This window comes from Streptomyces sp. NPDC006326 (genome assembly GCF_040612915.1).
GTDB lineage: Bacteria > Actinomycetota > Actinomycetes > Streptomycetales > Streptomycetaceae > Streptomyces.
In genome coordinates this window covers 59291-78800 of the sequence record NZ_JBEXRC010000039.1, presented here as the reverse complement: position 1 = coordinate 78800, position 19510 = coordinate 59291, and the positions used below count along the sequence as shown (strand labels likewise).

The window sequence follows — 19510 nt, the reverse complement described above, 5'->3', positions numbered from 1 at the left end:
CGGGGGGGGGGGGGGTGGGGGGGGGGGGCCGGGCGGGGGCGGCGCGCCGGGGCGGGGCCCCGGGGGGGGTGCGGGGGGCGGGGGCCCCCCCGGGGGGGGGGCCCCCCCGCACCGGGGCCGAACCGCCGGAGGCCTAGGCCTTGGCCTCCGCCAGGAGCTTCTGGATGCGGGACACGCCCTCCACCAGGTCCGTGTCGCCCAGCGCGTACGACAGGCGCAGGTAGCCCGGGGTGCCGAAGGCCTCGCCCGGGACGACCGCGACCTCGGCCTCGTCCAGGATCAGCGCGGCGAGCTCGACGGAGGTCGCGGGGCGCTTGCCGCGGATCTCCTTGCCGAGGAGCTCCTTGACCGACGGGTACGCGTAGAACGCGCCCTCGGGCGTCGGGCAGAAGACGCCGTCGATCTCGTTCAGCATCCTGACCATCGTCTGGCGGCGGCGGTCGAAGGCCTTGCGCATCTCCGCGACCGCGTCCAGGTTGCCGGAGACGGCGGCCAGCGCGGCGACCTGGGCCACGTTGGAGACGTTGGAGGTGGCGTGCGACTGCAGGTTGGTCGCGGCCTTGATGACGTCCTGCGGGGCGATGACCCAGCCCACGCGCCAGCCCGTCATCGCGTACGTCTTCGCGACGCCGTTGACGATGATGCACTTGTCGCGCAGCGCCGGCACCAGCACGGGCAGCGAGGTGAACTTCGCGTCGCCGTAGACGAGGTGCTCGTAGATCTCGTCCGTCAGGACCCACAGGCCGTGCTCGGCGGCCCACTCGCCGATCGCGCGGGCGTCGGCCTCGCTGTAGACGGCGCCGGTCGGGTTGGACGGCGAGACGAACAGGACGACCTTGGTGCGCTCGGTGCGCGCGGCCTCCAGCTGCTCGACGGAGACGCGGTAGCCGGTGGTCTCGTCGGCGACGACCTCGACCGGGACGCCGCCGGCCAGGCGGATCGACTCCGGGTAGGTGGTCCAGTACGGGGCCGGGACGATGACCTCGTCACCCGGGTCCAGGACCGCGGCGAAGGCGTTGTAGATCGCCTGCTTGCCGCCGTTGGTGACCAGGACCTGCGACGCGTCGACCTCGTAGCCCGAGTCGCGCAGGGTCTTCTCGGCGATCGCCTTCTTGAGCTCGGGCAGGCCGCCCGCCGGCGTGTAGCGGTGGAACTTCGGGTCACGGCAGGCCTCGACCGCGGCCTCGACGATGTAGTCCGGGGTCGGGAAGTCGGGCTCGCCCGCGCCGAAGCCGATGACCGGACGCCCGGCGGCCTTGAGGGCCTTGGCCTTGGCGTCCACGGCGAGGGTGGCGGACTCGGAAATGGCGCCGATACGGGCGGACACCCGGCGCTCGGAGGAAGGCGTTGCAGAGGTCATGCGGCCAATCGTCCCAGACGCCTCAGAGGCGCCGCACACCGTTTCAGTCACCGGACGGACGAGTCCGGTCCGTGCTCTGTTCGACGTCAGGGCCCGGACCACGTACACTCACCTGTCGTTGGACCCCGCCGGGCACCCCTGAGCGTGAGCACTCCGTGCACTCGTCTGGATGCGGTAGGTTGGGGGACGCAAAGGGTCGTAGCTCAATTGGTAGAGCACTGGTCTCCAAAACCAGCGGTTGGGGGTTCGAGTCCCTCCGGCCCTGCTCCACACTCCTTCTCGGACGTGTGCGCAGGTACGTACTTCGATGCAACGCCGTGCGGCGCAACCGGGCGCGGCTACGGCCACGACCCGGATTCAGGTGAGAGACGTGACGGACGCCCTGGGCTCCATCGACATGCCTGACGCCGAGGACGACACCCGCGAGAAGAAGGCCCGAAAGGGCGGCAAGCGCGGGAAGAAGGGTCCTCTGGGCCGGCTCGCGCTGTTCTACCGCCAGATCATCGCGGAACTCCGCAAGGTCGTCTGGCCCACTCGCAACCAGCTCACGACGTACACCACCGTGGTGATTGTCTTCGTCGTCATCATGATCGGTCTGGTGACCGTGATTGACTATGGGTTCCAGGAAGCCATCAAGTTCGTCTTCGGCTGATCCCCGCGGAGGGCGGCGCCTTGATGGGTGCCGCCCGTTTTCGCATGTTCCACCACCTTTTGTATCCAGGAAGAAGCAGCCACCGTGTCTGACCCGAACCTGAACGCGAGCCACGACTCCGTCGAGTCCGTCGAGGACGAGCTCGACATCGTCGAGGCGGCAGACGCTGTGGACCCCGACGAGGCCGAGCGCGCCGACGCCAAGGCCGGTGTCGCTGCCGAAGAGGCCGCCCTGCACGTGGAGGGCGAGGTCGACGCCGAGGCCGACGAGGACGACGCCCCGGCTGAGGAGAACGACGACGTCGACGCCGCCGAGGCGGCCGCCGCCGAGTCGGAGGAGTCCGAGGAGCCGGGCGAGTCCGGCGAGGAGGCCCAGTCCGCCGAGGCCGAGGCCGAGGTCGAGGAGGAGGCCGCCGAGGCCGAGCCCGTCGACCCGATCCAGGCCCTGCGCGACGAGCTGCGCGTCCTTCCCGGCGAGTGGTACGTGATCCACACCTACGCGGGCTACGAGAAGCGCGTGAAGGCCAACCTGGAGCAGCGCGCCGTCTCGCTGAACGTCGAGGAGTTCATCTACCAGGCCGAGGTGCCCGAGGAAGAGATCGTCCAGATCAAGAACGGCGAGCGCAAGAACGTCCGGCAGAACAAGCTGCCCGGCTACGTTCTCGTCCGCATGGATCTGACGAACGAGTCCTGGGGCGTCGTCCGCAACACCCCCGGTGTCACGGGCTTCGTCGGCAACGCGTACGACCCGTACCCGCTGACCCTGGACGAGATCGTCAAGATGCTCGCCCCGGAGGCGCAGGAGAAGGCCGCCAAGGCCGCCGCGGAGGAGGCCGGCCTGCCGGCGCCCGCCGTCAAGCGCACCATCGAGGTCCTGGACTTCGAGGTCGGCGACTCGGTCACCGTCACCGACGGCCCGTTCGCGACGCTGCAGGCGACCATCAACGAGATCAACCCCGACTCGAAGAAGGTCAAGGGCCTCGTCGAGATCTTCGGTCGCGAGACCCCGGTCGAGCTGAGCTTCGACCAGATCCAGAAGAACTGATCACAGAACTGATCTTCTGAGACACAGCTTCCGGACAGGTCAGACCGCCCCGCTGAGGGCGGTCTGACCTGCTCGGTTTTCAGCCCCGCTCCGATACCCGTTATCGTGGTGCGGTATGCCTCCATCCGGATGACCGGATCGGCGGCGAAAAACTCTCACTAGGACCCGGAGAGAGCAATGCCTCCCAAGAAGAAGAAGGTCACGGGGCTTATCAAGCTCCAGATCAAGGCCGGTGCGGCCAACCCGGCTCCGCCGGTCGGCCCCGCGCTCGGTCAGCACGGCGTCAACATCATGGAGTTCTGCAAGGCCTACAACGCCGCGACCGAGTCGCAGCGTGGCATGGTCGTGCCGGTGGAGATCACGGTCTACGAGGACCGCTCCTTCACCTTCATCACCAAGACGCCGCCGGCCGCGCGCCTCATCCTGAAGGCCGCAGGCATCGAGAAGGGCTCCGGCGAGCCCCACAAGACCAAGGTCGCCAAGCTCACCGGCGCCCAGGTCCGCGAGATCGCCGAGCTGAAGATGCCCGACCTGAACGCCAACGACGTCGACGCCGCGATCAAGATCATCGCCGGCACCGCGCGTTCGATGGGCGTCACGGTCGAGGGCTGATCCAGCCACCCCCCAGCACCACCAGTGGTAGGGCCAAGCGCTGGCCCGCACCACGACTCCATGCCTGAATCCGAAACACAGGAGCAGAAGTGAAGCGCAGCAAGACTCTCCGCGCTGCGGACGCCAAGGTCGACCGGGAGAAGCTGTACGCCCCGCTCGAAGCCGTCCGTCTCGCCAAGGAGACCTCCACGACCAAGTTCGACGCCACCGTCGAGGTCGCCTTCCGCCTGGGTGTCGACCCGCGCAAGGCCGACCAGATGGTCCGTGGCACCGTGAACCTCCCGCACGGCACCGGCAAGACCGCCCGGGTCCTGGTCTTCGCGACCGGTGACCGTGCTGCGGCCGCGGAAGCCGCCGGCGCCGACATTGTCGGCGACGACGAGCTGATCAACGAGATCGCCAAGGGCAACCGTCTGAACGAGTTCGACGCGGTTGTCGCCACCCCGGACCTCATGGGCAAGGTCGGCCGCCTCGGCCGCGTGCTCGGTCCCCGTGGCCTGATGCCCAACCCGAAGACGGGCACCGTCACCATGGACGTGGCGAAGGCTGTCACGGACATCAAGGGCGGCAAGATCGAGTTCCGTGTCGACAAGCACTCGAACCTGCACTTCATCATCGGCAAGGTCTCCTTCACCGATGAGCAGCTGGTCGAGAACTACGGCGCGGCGCTGGAGGAGATCCTCCGTCTGAAGCCGTCCGCCGCGAAGGGCCGCTACGTCAAGAAGGCCGCCCTGAGCACCACGATGGGCCCCGGCATCCAGCTGGACGCCAACCGCACCCGGAACCTCCTCGTCGAGGAAGACCCGGCCGCGGTCTGAGCCCCACGGCTCGCCTGAGTGGCTGAACGGGCCCCTGACCTCCCTCGGGAGGACAGGGGCCCGTTCGCATATCCGCACGACTTCCGCCGTTCCTGCACGTAAGGTCGTCGAGATCGAGATCGACATTGAGATCGACATCGCGCAATCGCGCAATCGCGTATTTCAGGGGTGGGGAAACGTTGGAGACCAGGCGCGTGCACGGCACGCACCGGACGCAGGGCGCGTACCGCAGGAACACCGTCGGCGCCGTCCTGGCCGCGGTGCTGCTCGCGGCCGGTACGACGGGCTGTGAGGACGGTGGCAAGAGCGGCGCGGGGGCCGCGCAGAAGCCTTCCGGTAGTCCCGCGGCCCCCCAGGCGGCCCCGGCGCCGGCCGAGGCCGTCACCGCCGCCTACCGGAAGTTCCAGGAGGCCAAGTCCGCCAAGGTCCGCATGACGATCAGCATGCCGGCGTCCGTGGGCGGTGGCGGCACCGTCGAGATGACCGGTGTGCAGGGCTGGAACCCGCAGGCCATGGACATCACGATGAAGAGTTCGGGCACTCTGGCGCAGCGCGCCGGGGGCGCCGACTCGATCCGCATGATCATGCTGAACAACGCCATGTACATGGACATGGGGGCCGAGAAGGCCGCCCAGCGCGACGGCAAGCGCTGGATGAAGCTCGACCTGACGGCCGCCGCCGCGGCGTCCGGCGACCCGGCCGCCGGCCGGAAGCTCGGCGGCATGCAGAACATGAACCAGGACCCCGCGCAGCAGCTCGCCCTGCTGACCGACTCGCCGGGCCTGAAGCACCTCGGCGCCGAGAAGGTCGACGGCGTGGAGACCGAGCACTACAAGGGCGCGCTGAGCGTCGAGGAAATGCTCGCCGCCAACAAGAAGTCCCAGCTCATGGATCCGAAGGAACGCGAGCAGTTCGTCGAGAAGGCGAAGAGGGCCGGGATCAAGGGCTACGACACCGAACTCTGGATCGACAAGGCGGGCTACCCGGTCCGCATGGCGGTCGGCATCGCCTCCCCGGAGGGGACCATGACGGTGGACGCCCGCTACTCCGACTACGGCGCCGCGGCGAACGTCACCCCGCCCGCGGACGAGGAGACCCTCGACCTGTTCAAGGAGCTCGCTGCCCTGGGGGCGGACACCGGCGGCGACGCCTGACCGGCGCTGCGCGAGCACCACGACCACGGCCCCGCCGCAGCTGAGCGGGGCCGGCGCACCACCGAACCACCGAACCACCGAACCACCGCACCACCGAACCACCGCACCACCATCACCAGGGGGAACCACCATGAACAAGGCTGTCCGAAAGCGGGCAGGCATCGCCCTCACGGGCGCCGCACTGCTCCTCGGCGGTCTGACCGCCTGCGGCTCCGACGGGGGCGCCGGCGGGGAGTCGGGAGGCCACAAGCCCGCCGAGGCGGCCCGGCAGTCGCCCCAGGAGGCCGTCAAGGCGGCGTACACCAAGACCCTCCAGGCGAAGACCGCGGCCTTCCGGACGAAGTCCGTGCAGGCCGACGGCAAGACCACCGAGCTCTCGGGAACGAAGGGCTGGTACCCGACCGCCCAAGAGTTCAGGCAGCCGAACGGCAAGCGGCAGGTCCTGCTGCCGGGCGTGATCTACACGGAGACGGACAAGCCGCTCCAGGGCAAGGCCTGGATGAAGATGAACCTGGCCAAGGACGGAAAGCCCACGGCCCGGTTCGAGGACACCCCGGTCGAGTACCTCGCGCTGATGATCGACCAGCCGGGTGTGCAGCACGTCGGCACCGAGCAGGCGGGAGGCGCGCCGGCCGAGCACTACCGCGGCACCTTCACCCTCGACCAGCTGCTGGTGAGCGACGAGAAGAGCCACCTCGTCCCGGACGCCGAGCGGGCGACGCTGCGGGAGGCCCTGCAGCGGTCGAAGGTCACCTCGTACGGTCTCGACGTGTGGGTCGACAAGGAGGGCCACCCCGTCAAGGTCGAGGCGCAGCGGACGGACGACCAGGGCGTCGACCACGTCACGTCGGAGTTCTCCCAGTACGGTGCGGCCCCCGCGGTGCAGGCGCCGCCGCAGGAGGAGACGGCCGACTTCGACGAGGTGATGAAGGGCGTCGGAGAGTCGCTGGCCGAGACGGAGAAGTCGCTCGCCGAGACCGAAAGGAAGCTGAAGGGCCTCGGCCACTGAAGCCGGGCCCTGACCGATTTGCCTGACCGGTACGGGGTCACGTAGTCTTCCCCGGAAGCCAAAGACCGCTGGTCGTTGCCGTGCTCGCGAGGGTGCGGTGGCCGAAGGATCCGCTCCATGCGGACGACCCGCGCAGGTGACTGTGGAAGAGTTCCCGGATTTCCGTCCGGTCGAGCTACGCCCTGGCGCCTGCGCCGGGGCGTTTTGTATGTCAGCCCCTTCTGAGCGGTCCTCATCACCCGGAAGGAGGCCGACGCATATGCCGACGCCCAACAAGGCTGCATCGGTGGCCGAGCTCACGGACGCGTTCCAGAGCTCCAACGCCGCCGTGCTGACCGAGTACCGGGGTCTCACCGTCAAGCAGCTCAAGACGCTGCGTCGCTCCCTCGGTGAGAACGCCCAGTACGCCGTGGTGAAGAACACGCTGACCAAGATTGCGGCCAACCAGGCCGGGATCACCGCGCTGGACGAGCACTTCGCTGGTCCGACCGCGGTCGCCTTCATCACCGGTGACCCGGTGGAGTCGGCGAAGGCCCTGCGTGACTTCGCCAAGGAAAACCCGAACCTCATCATCAAGGCCGGTGTCCTTGACGGCAAGGCGCTGTCGGCCGATGAGATCAAGAAGCTTGCGGACCTTGAGTCCCGCGAGGTTCTGCTCAGCAAGCTGGCCGGCGCGTTCAAGGGCAAGCAGTCCCAGGCTGCCTCGCTCTTCCAGGCGCTGCCGTCGAAGTTCGTCCGCACCGCGGAAGCGCTTCGCGTCAAGCTCGCCGAGCAGGGCGGTGCCGAGTAATTCGGCTCGCGCACTGATCCACGCCGCCTAGTGCGTGGGTCGTAGCGGGCCGTTTACGCCCGCCTCTACATACATCCGGCACCTGCCGAATTAGTGGAAGGATCGCCCATCATGGCGAAGCTCTCTCAGGACGACCTCCTCGCCCAGTTCGAGGAGATGACCCTCATCGAGCTCTCCGAGTTCGTGAAGGCCTTCGAGGAGAAGTTCGACGTCACCGCCGCTGCGGCCGTCGCCGTTGCCGCCCCCGCCGGTGGTGCCGGTGGCGCTGCCGAGGCCGTCGAGGAGAAGGACGAGTTCGACGTCATCCTCACCGGCGCCGGTGACAAGAAGATCCAGGTCATCAAGGTCGTGCGTGAGCTGACCTCCCTGGGTCTGAAGGAGGCCAAGGACCTCGTCGACGGCACCCCGAAGCCGGTTCTTGAGAAGGTCAACAAGGAGGCCGCTGACAAGGCCGCCGAGTCCCTCAAGGCTGCCGGCGCGGCTGTCGAGGTCAAGTAACACCTCTGGGGCCCCCTGTGGGCCCCTGCGAAGGGCGATCACCCGTAAGGGTGGTCGCCCTTTGGCGTACCCGCAGTGCCTGACTTGCCCTGCTCTCGTTGGGGAGTAGGGTGATCTTCGTTGCCCCGCGCCAGGGTCCGCAGATGATCCGCACGGAGCAGGGGGCCTTGACGAACGGCACGAGGCGCGCAATTCTCAGACCCGTTGTGAGACCGGTCCACCCGGTCCGGGATCCGTGAACCACACGGATCGGGGATCCGAGGCATGGATCGACTACGAAGAGGGCAGTACTGATACGCGCTCTGTGTGCGAGTGCCGCAGCGTCGGACGCAGTGTTGGGTTGAGCAGTGCTGGTTTGAAGAGACGTGGGGAAGGCCTGTTGCCGGTTGCCGGAAACCTGGTCTGGACATCAGTGAGCCAAGTGGCTACACTGACCCTTTGCGCTGCCTGTTAGCTGTCCCCTGCCCGTCGCCAGGGGCATGCCCACGCTTGAGCACACTTGATTGATACGTCCTGACCTGGCCTTTTGGTCGAATCAGGCGCAGTCCGTCTTCTGTGTCGGCTGGGACCGGTACGCGCGTAGTGAGTCCGAGCCCTCGGAAGGACCCCCTCTTGGCCGCCTCGCGCAACGCCTCGACCAATACGAACAACGGTGCCAGCACCGCCCCGCTGCGCATCTCCTTTGCAAAGATCAAGGAGCCCCTCGAGGTTCCGAACCTCCTGGCGCTGCAGACCGAGAGCTTTGACTGGCTGCTCGGCAATGCCGCCTGGAAGTCTCGCGTCGAGTCGGCGCTTGAGAGTGGACAGGACGTCCCCACCAAGTCCGGTCTGGAGGAGATCTTCGAGGAGATCTCTCCGATCGAGGACTTCTCCGGGTCGATGTCGCTGACCTTCCGCGACCACCGGTTCGAGCCGGCGAAGAACTCTGTCGACGAGTGCAAGGAGCGCGACTTCACGTACGCGGCGCCGCTCTTCGTTACCGCCGAGTTCACGAACAACGAGACCGGAGAGATCAAGTCTCAGACGGTCTTCATGGGCGACTTCCCGCTCATGACCAACAAGGGCACCTTCGTCATCAACGGCACCGAGCGTGTCGTGGTGTCGCAGCTCGTCCGTTCCCCCGGTGTCTACTTCGACTCCTCCATCGACAAGACGTCCGACAAGGACATCTTCTCCGCCAAGATCATCCCGTCCCGGGGTGCCTGGCTGGAGATGGAGGTCGACAAGCGCGACATGGTCGGTGTCCGCATCGACCGCAAGCGCAAGCAGTCCGTCACCGTCCTCCTGAAGGCCCTCGGCTGGACCACCGAGCAGATCCTTGAGGAGTTCGGCGAGTACGAGTCCATGCGCGCCACCCTGGAGAAGGACCACACCCAGGGCCAGGACGACGCGCTGCTCGACATCTACCGCAAGCTGCGCCCGGGCGAGCCGCCGACCCGCGAGGCCGCTCAGACGCTGCTGGAGAACCTCTACTTCAACCCGAAGCGCTACGACCTCGCCAAGGTCGGCCGCTACAAGGTGAACAAGAAGCTCGGCGCCGACGAGCCGCTCGACGCCGGTGTGCTGACCACCGACGACATCATCGCGACGATCAAGTACCTCGTGAAGCTCCACGCGGGCGAGACCGAGACCACCGGTGAGTCGGGCCGTTCGATCGTCGTCGAGACCGACGACATCGACCACTTCGGCAACCGTCGTCTGCGCAACGTCGGCGAGCTCATCCAGAACCAGGTCCGTACGGGTCTGGCCCGTATGGAGCGCGTCGTGCGCGAGCGCATGACCACCCAGGACGTCGAGGCGATCACGCCGCAGACCCTGATCAACATCCGGCCGGTCGTCGCCTCCATCAAGGAGTTCTTCGGCACCAGCCAGCTGTCGCAGTTCATGGACCAGAACAACCCGCTGTCGGGCCTGACCCACAAGCGCCGCCTGTCGGCGCTGGGCCCCGGCGGTCTGTCCCGTGAGCGGGCCGGCTTCGAGGTCCGTGACGTCCACCCGTCGCACTACGGCCGCATGTGCCCGATCGAGACCCCTGAAGGCCCGAACATCGGTCTGATCGGCTCGCTCGCCTCCTACGGCCGCGTCAACGCGTTCGGTTTCGTCGAGACCCCGTACCGCAAGGTCGTCGACGGTGTCGTCACCGACGAGGTCGACTACCTGACCGCCGACGAGGAAGACCGCTTCGTCATCGCCCAGGCGAACGCCGCCCTGAACGACGAGATGCGCTTCACCGAGAACCGCGTCCTCGTCCGCCGTCGTGGTGGCGAGATCGACTACATCGCCGGCGGCGACGTCGACTACATGGACGTCTCCCCGCGCCAGATGGTGTCCGTCGCGACCGCGATGATCCCCTTCCTTGAGCACGACGACGCCAACCGTGCCCTCATGGGCGCGAACATGATGCGCCAGGCCGTTCCGCTCATCAAGGCGGAGGCCCCGCTCGTCGGCACCGGCATGGAGTACCGCTGTGCGGTCGACGCCGGTGACTCGATCAAGGCGGAGAAGGACGGTGTCGTCCAGGAGGTCTCGGCCGACTACATCACCGTCGGCAACGACGACGGCACGTACACCACGTACCGCGTCGCCAAGTTCTCCCGCTCGAACCAGGGCACCTCGGTCAACCAGAAGGTCATCGTCAACGAGGGCGACCGGATCGTCGAGGGCCAGGTCCTGGCCGACGGCCCGGCGACCGAAGAGGGCGAGATGGCCCTCGGCAAGAACCTGCTCGTCGCGTTCATGCCGTGGGAAGGCCACAACTACGAGGACGCGATCATCCTGTCGCAGCGCCTCGTGCAGGACGACGTCCTCTCCTCGATCCACATCGAGGAGCACGAGGTCGACGCCCGTGACACCAAGCTGGGCCCCGAGGAGATCACCCGGGACATCCCGAACGTCTCCGAGGAGGTCCTCGCCGACCTCGACGAGCGCGGCATCATCCGCATCGGTGCGGACGTCGTCGCCGGTGACATCCTGGTCGGCAAGGTCACGCCCAAGGGTGAGACCGAGCTGACCCCGGAGGAGCGCCTGCTCCGCGCGATCTTCGGTGAGAAGGCCCGCGAGGTGCGCGACACCTCGCTCAAGGTCCCCCACGGTGAGATCGGCAAGGTCATCGGTGTCCGCGTCTTCGACCGCGAGGAGGGCGACGAGCTTCCCCCGGGCGTGAACCAGCTGGTCCGCGTCTACGTCGCCCAGAAGCGCAAGATCACCGACGGTGACAAGCTCGCCGGCCGCCACGGCAACAAGGGCGTCATCTCCAAGATCCTTCCGATCGAGGACATGCCCTTCCTGGAGGACGGCACCCCGGTCGACATCATCCTGAACCCGCTGGGTGTCCCGTCCCGAATGAACCCGGGACAGGTCCTGGAGATCCACCTCGGCTGGCTCGCCAGCCGCGGCTGGGACGTCTCCGGCCTCGCGGAGGACTGGGCCGAGCGCCTCAAGGCGATCGGCGCCGACAAGGTCGCGCCCGGCACGAACGTCGCGACCCCGGTGTTCGACGGTGCCCGCGAGGACGAGCTCGCCGGCCTGTTCGAGCACACCATCCCGAACCGCGACGGTGACCGCCTGGTCCTCCCGTCCGGCAAGGCGCGCCTGTTCGACGGCCGCTCCGGCGAGCCGTTCCCGGACCCGATCTCGGTCGGGTACATGTACATCCTCAAGCTCCACCACCTGGTCGACGACAAGCTCCACGCGCGGTCGACCGGTCCGTACTCGATGATCACGCAGCAGCCGCTGGGTGGTAAGGCGCAGTTCGGTGGCCAGCGCTTCGGTGAGATGGAGGTGTGGGCGCTTGAGGCGTACGGCGCCGCCTACGCCCTCCAGGAGCTGCTGACCATCAAGTCCGACGACGTCACCGGCCGCGTGAAGGTCTACGAGGCCATCGTCAAGGGCGAGAACATCCCCGAGCCGGGCATTCCCGAGTCCTTCAAGGTGCTCATCAAGGAAATGCAGTCGCTCTGCCTCAACGTGGAGGTGCTGTCCTCGGACGGCATGTCCATCGAGATGCGCGACACCGACGAGGACGTCTTCCGCGCGGCGGAGGAGCTCGGTATCGACCTGTCCCGGCGTGAGCCGAGCAGCGTCGAAGAGGTCTGACGGGCCTGGCGGGGTGCTCGCTCAAGAGCCCCCCGCCATCCCCGGGACCGTTCAGACCATGATTGAGACTCGACCCCGAAAGAGGGATTGACGCACAGTGCTCGACGTCAACTTCTTCGACGAGCTGCGGATCGGCCTTGCCACCGCGGACGACATCCGAACCTGGTCGCACGGCGAGGTCAAGAAGCCGGAGACCATCAACTACCGCACCCTCAAGCCCGAGAAGGACGGACTCTTCTGCGAGAAGATCTTCGGTCCGACCCGGGACTGGGAGTGCTACTGCGGCAAGTACAAGCGTGTCCGCTTCAAGGGCATCATCTGTGAGCGCTGTGGCGTCGAGGTCACGCGCGCCAAGGTGCGTCGTGAGCGGATGGGCCACATCGAGCTTGCCGCTCCCGTCACCCACATCTGGTACTTCAAGGGCGTCCCGTCGCGCCTGGGCTACCTGCTGGACCTCGCGCCGAAGGACCTCGAAAAGGTCATCTACTTCGCCGCGTACATGATCACGTTCGTCGACGACGAGCGCCGCCAGCGCGACCTGCCGTCGCTGGAGGCCCACGTCTCCGTCGAGCGCCAGCAGATCGAGAACCGCCGTGACGCGGACCTCGAAGGCCGTGCCAAGAAGCTTGAGAGCGACCTGGCCGAGCTTGAGGCCGAGGGCGCGAAGGCCGACGTGCGCCGCAAGGTGCGCGAAGGCGCCGAGCGCGAGATGAAGCAGCTCCGCGACCGCGCCCAGCGCGAGATCGACCGCCTCGACGAGGTGTGGAACCGCTTCAAGAACCTCAAGGTCCAGGACCTTGAGGGCGACGAGCTGCTCTACCGCGAGCTGCGTGACCGCTTCGGCACGTACTTCGACGGCTCGATGGGTGCCGCGGCGCTGCAGAAGCGCCTGGAGTCCTTCGACCTGGAGGAGGAGGCCGAGCGCCTCCGCGAGATCATCCGTACCGGCAAGGGCCAGAAGAAGACCCGTGCGCTCAAGCGCCTCAAGGTCGTCTCCGCGTTCCTGCAGACCAGCAACAGCCCCAAGGGCATGGTGCTCGACTGCGTGCCGGTCATCCCGCCGGACCTGCGTCCGATGGTGCAGCTGGACGGTGGCCGCTTCGCGACCTCCGACCTGAACGACCTGTACCGCCGCGTGATCAACCGCAACAACCGCCTGAAGCGGCTTCTCGACCTCGGTGCGCCCGAGATCATCGTGAACAACGAGAAGCGCATGCTCCAGGAGGCGGTCGACGCCCTCTTCGACAACGGCCGTCGTGGTCGCCCGGTCACGGGCCCCGGCAACCGTCCGCTGAAGTCGCTGTCCGACATGCTCAAGGGCAAGCAGGGTCGCTTCCGTCAGAACCTGCTCGGCAAGCGAGTCGACTACTCGGCGCGTTCCGTCATCGTCGTCGGCCCGCAGCTGAAGCTGCACCAGTGCGGTCTGCCCAAGGCCATGGCGCTGGAGCTCTTCAAGCCGTTCGTGATGAAGCGCCTGGTCGACCTGAACCACGCGCAGAACATCAAGTCGGCGAAGCGCATGGTCGAGCGCGGCCGCACGGTCGTGTACGACGTGCTCGAAGAGGTCATCGCCGAGCACCCGGTGCTGCTGAACCGTGCGCCCACGCTGCACCGTCTCGGCATCCAGGCCTTCGAGCCCCAGCTGGTCGAAGGCAAGGCCATCCAGATCCACCCGCTCGTCTGCACCGCGTTCAACGCGGACTTCGACGGTGACCAGATGGCCGTGCACCTGCCGCTCTCCGCGGAGGCGCAGGCCGAGGCCCGCATCCTGATGCTGTCCTCGAACAACATCCTCAAGCCGGCCGACGGCCGTCCGGTCACGATGCCGACCCAGGACATGGTCCTCGGTCTGTTCTTCCTGACCACCGACGGTGACCTCCGTGACACCAAGGGCGAGGGCCGCGCGTTCGGCTCCACGGCCGAGGCGATCATGGCGTTCGACGCCGGCGAGCTCGCGCTGCAGTCGCAGGTCGACATCCGCTTCCCGGTGGGCACCATCCCGCCGCGCGGCTGGGTGCCGCCGGTGGCCGAGGAGGGCGAGCAGGAGTTCCAGCCGGGCGACAGCTTCCGTCTGAAGACCTCGCTGGGCCGTGCGCTCTTCAACGAGCTGCTGCCCGAGGACTACCCGTTCGTCGACTACTCGGTGGGCAAGAAGCAGCTCTCCGAGATCGTCAACGACCTGGCCGAGCGCTACCCCAAGGTCATCGTGGCGGCGACGCTCGACAACCTGAAGGCGGCCGGCTTCCACTGGGCGACCCGTTCGGGCGTCACCGTGGCCATCTCCGACGTCGTCGTGCCCGAGGCCAAGAAGGCCATCGTCGCGGGCTACGAGGCGATGGACGAGAAGGTCCAGAAGCAGTACGAGCGCGGTCTGATCACCAAGGACGAGCGCACGCAGGAGCTCATCGCGATCTGGACCAAGGCGACCAACGAGGTTGCCGAGGCGATGAACGCGAACTTCCCCAAGACCAACCCCATCTTCATGATGGTTGACTCGGGTGCCCGAGGAAACATGATGCAGATGAGGCAGATCGCCGGTATGCGTGGTCTGGTGTCGAACGCGAAGAACGAGACCATCCCGCGTCCGATCAAGGCGTCCTTCCGCGAGGGCCTCACCGTTCTGGAGTACTTCATCTCCACGCACGGTGCCCGTAAGGGTCTGGCGGACACCGCCCTGCGTACCGCCGACTCGGGTTACCTGACCCGTCGTCTGGTGGACGTCTCGCAGGACGTGATCATCCGCGAGGAGGACTGCGGCACCGAGCGCGGCCTGAAGCTGAAGATCGCCGTCCGCGGCGAGGACGGCGTCCTGCGCAAGGCCGACGACGTCGAGACCTCGGTCTACGCCCGCATGCTGGCCGAGGACGTCGTCATCGACGGCAAGGTCATCGCGCCGGCCAACGTCGACCTCGGTGACGTCCTGATCGACGCCCTGGTCGCCAACGGCGTCGAGGAGGTCAAGACCCGCTCGGTCCTGACCTGTGAGTCCGCGGTCGGCACCTGTGCCTTCTGCTACGGACGCTCCCTCGCCACCGGCAAGCTGGTCGACATCGGTGAGGCGGTCGGCATCATCGCCGCCCAGTCCATCGGTGAGCCCGGTACCCAGCTGACGATGCGTACCTTCCACACCGGTGGTGTGGCCGGTGACGACATCACGCAGGGTCTGCCGCGTGTCGTCGAGCTCTTCGAGGCCCGTACCCCGAAGGGTGTCGCCCCGATCTCCGAGGCCGCCGGCCGCGTGCGGATCGAGGAGACCGAGAAGACGAAGAAGATCGTCATCACGCCGGACGACGGCAGCGACGAGACGGCGTTCCCGATCTCGAAGCGCGCCAAGGTCATCGTGCACGAGGGCGACCACGTCGAGGTGGGCCAGAAGCTCACCGCGGGTGCCACCAACCCGCACGACGTGCTGCGCATCCTCGGCCAGCGCGCCGTCCAGGTCCACCTGGTCGGCGAGGTCCAGAAGGTCTACAACTCGCAGGGCGTGTCGATCCACGACAAGCACATCGAGATCATCATCCGGCAGATGCTGCGCCGCGTGACGATCATCGAGTCCGGCGACGCGGAGCTCCTGCCGGGCGAGCTCGTCGAGCGCTCGAAGTTCGAGACCGAGAACCGTCGTGTGGTCACCGAGGGCGGTCACCCCGCCTCCGGCCGTCCGCAGCTGATGGGTATCACCAAGGCCTCGCTGGCGACGGAATCCTGGCTGTCGGCCGCCTCCTTCCAGGAGACGACCCGAGTCCTGACGGATGCGGCGATCAACGCCAAGTCCGACAGCCTCATCGGCCTCAAGGAGAACGTCATCATCGGTAAGCTCATCCCGGCCGGTACGGGCCTCGCCCGCTACCGCAACATCCGGGTCGAGCCCACCGAGGAGGCGAAGGCCGCGATGTACTCGGCCGTCGGCTACGACGACATCGACTACTCGCCCTTCGGCACCGGCTCCGGCCAGGCTGTCCCGCTGGAGGACTACGACTACGGCCCGTACAACGGCTAACAGCTCGTAAGAAGAAGCCCCCCGTCGCTCCGAGAGGAGCGGCGGGGGGCTTCTTCGTGTGACCGGGCCGCGGGCCCTTCCCGAAGCCGTGGGCGGCCGTCAGCCGGGCGGGTGCTGGCCCGTCAGCCGGCCGCCCCGGGCCGCTGTGCGCGGACCGTCAGGCCCGGCGGCGGCGGGCGCCGGTGATGGTGGCCGAGGTGAGGGCCAGGAGGGCCAGGGTGGCGGCGGCAAGGCCCGGGGTGAGGCCCTTCGGGGTGAAGGTGCAGGAGACCTTGTCCGAGCCCGGGGGGAGGGGGAGGGAGACCAGGCCGTGGAAGGAGGCCGGGGCGGTGGTGCGGGAGCCGGCCGTGCACTGCCAGCCCGGGACGGCGGTCATCGCGAAGACCGCCGTGCCCGTGGCGCCCTCGGGGAGGGTGGCCTCGATCGAGTGGCCGCCCGCGGTGACCTTCGTGGCGCCGGTGGTCTTCAGGGCGGTGATCGCGGTGTCCAGCGCGGCGCGGTCCAGGCAGCCGACGGGGTGGTCGCCGGCGGTGGCGTCCTTGGTCCGGGTCGCGACCGTGACCGAGAGCGTGCCGTCCGCGGGGACCGTACCCAGCCTGGCCACCCCCGTCATCCGGTCCTCCAGGGCGCGGGAGGAGCCGCCGGAGGCGAGGGTGCCGTACAGCTCCGGGGAGAACCAGTACGCCTCGGAGCCCGGGGTGCAGCGAGCGGTGTAGGTCTGCTCGGTGGAGCTGCCGCTGCGGGTGACCTGCGGCACCTGGTAGACGGTGGCGCCCAGGACGTTCTCCTGGCGGGCGTAGACGCTGTCGGCCGGGTTCGGCGAGGTGTAGCCGGTGCTGCGGACCGTCACCAGCGGCGGGGCCGCGAAGCGGGTGGCGGTCCAGGTGTCCTGCGCCGGGCCGGGGCGGACCCGGGCGCCGATGGAGAAGATCGCGTCGAGCACCGGGTTGTCGGCGCCGAAGAAGGTCCGGCCGTCGTTCTTGAAGCCGTATCCCAGGGGCTCCAGGGCCTGGTAGGTGGCCTCCGGGAGGTAGCTGCTGTAGTACTGCGGGCCCTCCGCCCCCAGCGCCAGGGCGTCGTTGTACGAGGTTTGCGGTGCGCCCGAGTCGGTCCGGTACGCGGGCCAGCCGTCCACCCCCCGGACGGCGGCCACCTGCTCGTTGATGGAGCGGTTCGAGGTGGCGGCCGGCTTCGCCCAGCGCTCGCGGGCCCGGCGGGCGTCCGCGTTCGCGGCGGCGACCGTGGACTCCGCGAAGACCGCGCCGACCATGAGGACGGCCGCCACGGGGATCAGGTGGCGGCGCTTCCCGCCGAGCGCGAGGAGCACCAGGGCGAGGAGGGAGACGCCCCCGCCGACGAGCACCGCCGGCCAGGTCCAGCCGCCGAAGTCGTCGGTGTGCCGGAGCAGGAACGTGGCCGCCACCAGCAGCCCCGCCGAGACCGCCAGGTGCAGCGGGCGCGGCCGGTGCGCCAGGGCCAGCCAGGCGGCCATCACCACCAGCCCGCTGAAGACAAAGGCCTCGCGGTAGGGATTGCCGTTCGGGACGGCCAGGCCGTGCCACAGGTACTGGGTGGGCGGGAACTGGAACGACGCCGCCACCAGCACCGTCGCCGCCGCCCACACCAGGCGGGTGCGGCGCGCGACGGCGGTGTTGAAGAGGAAGGACCCGGCGAGGATCAGCCCGAGCGAGGCCACGTACAGCCGCGGCCGGCCGCCCCACAGGTGCGTGGCCGGGAGCATCCCGGCGAGGAAGACCTCGATCCGCACCGGGTCGAAGGCGCCGGCCTTCGTCGGCTGGGCGGCACCGCTGGACAGGAACGACGGCAGCAGCAGCGGAAGGGTCAGCAGGATCCCCGTCGCGGCGGCCGTCGAGGCCCGCCACACCGCCCGCAGCCGCTGCGCCCCGGTCATGTCACGGGTGGCCAGCCGGATGCCGAGCAGGACGCAGGCCGCCATCGTGGCCATCATCGCGGTGTAGAAGTTGCCGAACCAGGCGAGCGCCACGAACGCAGCGGCCCCCGGCCAGCGGCGCTCCTCCAGGCTCCACTCCCCGGCGATGCCGAGCAGCGGGAGCGCCACCAGGCCCCACAGCCACATCGGGATGTAAGAGGCGTCGCTCAGGGCCCAGCCGCACAGCCCGTAGCAGGCGCCGAGCACCCCGCGCTGCCATCCCGGGCCGGGGTGCAGCTTGCCGAGGTAGACGGTCATCAGCGCGGCGGCGGTGCCCATCGTGACCGGGGTGATGACGAAGACGGCGAGGTCGACGTGGGCGCGCGGGACGAGCACGGCCAGCCAGGAGAACGGGTTGCCGAGGTACGTGTGGTAGTCGGACAGGAACTGCTGTCCGAAGCCGCCGCGCCAGGTGAAGAACAGGTCGCCGGCGGCCTGCCCGTGGACCAGGTCCCACAGCGCCCGGTGGAAGGGCACGTACTGGTTGGCCTGGTCGTTGATCGCGCGGCCGGTGTTGCCGAAGGGGAAGGTGCCCCGCGCCACCCAGGCCGTGCAGAAGGCGGCCGAGGTGATCAGGAAGGCCAGCAGCGGGCCGTACGTGCGCCGGGTCCGGCGCGGGAGCCGCTGGAGGCGGCGGCGGGGCGACGGGTGGGCGGGGCTGTCCGCCGCCGTCGGCTCCGAGGTGACCGTCCCCAATGTCCTGCTCCCTGGTGATCGTGCGGTTCGTACGGTTCGCGGCTGAATCGCTGACGCAGTTTAGTGGCCGGGCGTGCGGGTGCCGGGGCTGCCGGAGTGCGGGTGCCGGGGTAGGCGGAGCAGCATGCCCTCTACCACGCCCCTCCCGGATGCGCGAGTCGGAGGGGCCCGGGCGGGCCCTCGGCCAGGCGGCACATGACCGGCAGGAATGCGGCCCCGGAGGGGGCCGGGCTTTTGTTTTGACCGGAGTCCGTGCGATAGGTACGCTCAGACCTTGTGCCTGGGGTGTGCCTGGGCTCCCGTGCGTGTCCATCAACCGCAGGGCGAGCCGAATCAGCCACCGCGATCCATGCGTTTCCGTGCTTGCGCGGAGGTCCGCCGGATCCGACACACCCGACCGCGTGGGTCGGCAAAGTTCCAGGTTAGCTTCACTACACGGCACACAGAAACCGGAGAAGTAGTGCCTACGATCCAGCAGCTGGTCCGTAAGGGCCGGCAGGACAAGGTCGAGAAGACGAAGACGCCCGCGCTTGAGGCTTCGCCCCAGCGCCGTGGCGTCTGCACGCGTGTGTTCACGACCACCCCGAAGAAGCCGAACTCGGCGCTCCGCAAGGTCGCGCGTGTGCGTCTGACCTCCGGCATCGAGGTCACCGCTTACATTCCGGGTGAGGGACACAACCTGCAGGAGCACTCGATCGTGCTCGTGCGTGGTGGCCGTGTGAAGGACCTGCCGGGTGTTCGTTACAAGATCATCCGCGGTGCGCTTGACACCCAGGCTGTCAAGAACCGCAAGCAGGCCCGCAGCCGCTACGGCGCCAAGAAGGAGAAGTAAGA

General features: G+C 68.3%; 13 protein-coding genes and 1 tRNA gene. 12 read left to right on the top strand and 2 right to left on the bottom strand.

What is annotated here, in order from left to right:
• Positions 1–133: 133 nt before the first annotated feature.
• Entirely contained in the window at positions 134–1360 is a 1227-nt protein-coding gene (locus ABZ128_RS26505) for a pyridoxal phosphate-dependent aminotransferase (RefSeq protein ID WP_356851315.1), read from the bottom strand.
• Between the two features lie 192 nt (positions 1361–1552).
• On the opposite strand from ABZ128_RS26505, the gene ABZ128_RS26500 reads away from it, so the two are divergent.
• From ABZ128_RS26500 to ABZ128_RS26450, 11 genes are all read left to right on the top strand, one after another.
• A tRNA-Trp gene (locus ABZ128_RS26500) sits at positions 1553–1625 on the top strand.
• A gap of 105 nt (positions 1626–1730) precedes the next feature.
• Positions 1731–2012 (top strand): preprotein translocase subunit SecE, encoded by a 282-nt coding sequence (secE, locus tag ABZ128_RS26495; RefSeq protein ID WP_030154653.1) that lies wholly within the window; start codon positions 1731–1733, stop codon positions 2010–2012.
• 84 nt (positions 2013–2096) lie between these two features.
• The gene (gene nusG / locus ABZ128_RS26490) at positions 2097–3056 is read left to right on the top strand and encodes a transcription termination/antitermination protein NusG (RefSeq protein ID WP_356851314.1); all 960 of its coding nucleotides are present in this window, start codon (positions 2097–2099) and stop codon (positions 3054–3056) included.
• A gap of 177 nt (positions 3057–3233) precedes the next feature.
• Positions 3234–3668, top strand: coding sequence for a 50S ribosomal protein L11 (rplK, locus tag ABZ128_RS26485; RefSeq protein ID WP_356851313.1), 435 nt, complete (start codon positions 3234–3236; stop codon positions 3666–3668).
• Positions 3669–3757: 89 nt separating this feature from the next.
• On the top strand, positions 3758–4486 hold the full coding sequence (rplA, locus tag ABZ128_RS26480; protein ID WP_356851312.1) for a 50S ribosomal protein L1: 729 nt from the start codon (positions 3758–3760) through the stop codon (positions 4484–4486).
• Positions 4487–4680: 194 nt separating this feature from the next.
• Positions 4681–5640 (top strand): hypothetical protein, encoded by a 960-nt coding sequence (locus ABZ128_RS26475; RefSeq protein ID WP_356851311.1) that lies wholly within the window; start codon positions 4681–4683, stop codon positions 5638–5640.
• A gap of 130 nt (positions 5641–5770) precedes the next feature.
• Positions 5771–6649: a hypothetical protein gene (locus ABZ128_RS26470; protein ID WP_356851310.1), complete on the top strand. Its 879-nt coding sequence runs from the start codon at positions 5771–5773 to the stop codon at positions 6647–6649.
• A gap of 259 nt (positions 6650–6908) precedes the next feature.
• Positions 6909–7439: a 50S ribosomal protein L10 gene (rplJ, locus tag ABZ128_RS26465; protein WP_356851309.1), complete on the top strand. Its 531-nt coding sequence runs from the start codon at positions 6909–6911 to the stop codon at positions 7437–7439.
• A gap of 111 nt (positions 7440–7550) precedes the next feature.
• On the top strand, positions 7551–7937 hold the full coding sequence (gene rplL, locus ABZ128_RS26460; RefSeq protein WP_344074953.1) for a 50S ribosomal protein L7/L12: 387 nt from the start codon (positions 7551–7553) through the stop codon (positions 7935–7937).
• Between the two features lie 612 nt (positions 7938–8549).
• Entirely contained in the window at positions 8550–12032 is a 3483-nt protein-coding gene (gene rpoB / locus ABZ128_RS26455) for a DNA-directed RNA polymerase subunit beta (RefSeq protein WP_356851308.1), read from the top strand.
• Positions 12033–12129: 97 nt separating this feature from the next.
• The gene (locus tag ABZ128_RS26450; protein ID WP_356851307.1) at positions 12130–16029 is read left to right on the top strand and encodes a DNA-directed RNA polymerase subunit beta'; all 3900 of its coding nucleotides are present in this window, start codon (positions 12130–12132) and stop codon (positions 16027–16029) included.
• A 157-nt stretch (positions 16030–16186) separates the two neighbouring features.
• On the opposite strand, the gene ABZ128_RS26445 is transcribed toward ABZ128_RS26450, so the two are convergent.
• The gene (locus ABZ128_RS26445) at positions 16187–18676 is read right to left on the bottom strand and encodes a YfhO family protein (protein WP_356851306.1); all 2490 of its coding nucleotides are present in this window, start codon (positions 18674–18676) and stop codon (positions 16187–16189) included.
• Between the two features lie 460 nt (positions 18677–19136).
• On the opposite strand from ABZ128_RS26445, the gene rpsL reads away from it, so the two are divergent.
• On the top strand, positions 19137–19508 hold the full coding sequence (gene rpsL / locus ABZ128_RS26440) for a 30S ribosomal protein S12 (protein WP_007265893.1): 372 nt from the start codon (positions 19137–19139) through the stop codon (positions 19506–19508).
• The last annotated feature ends 2 nt before the right edge of the window (positions 19509–19510 follow it).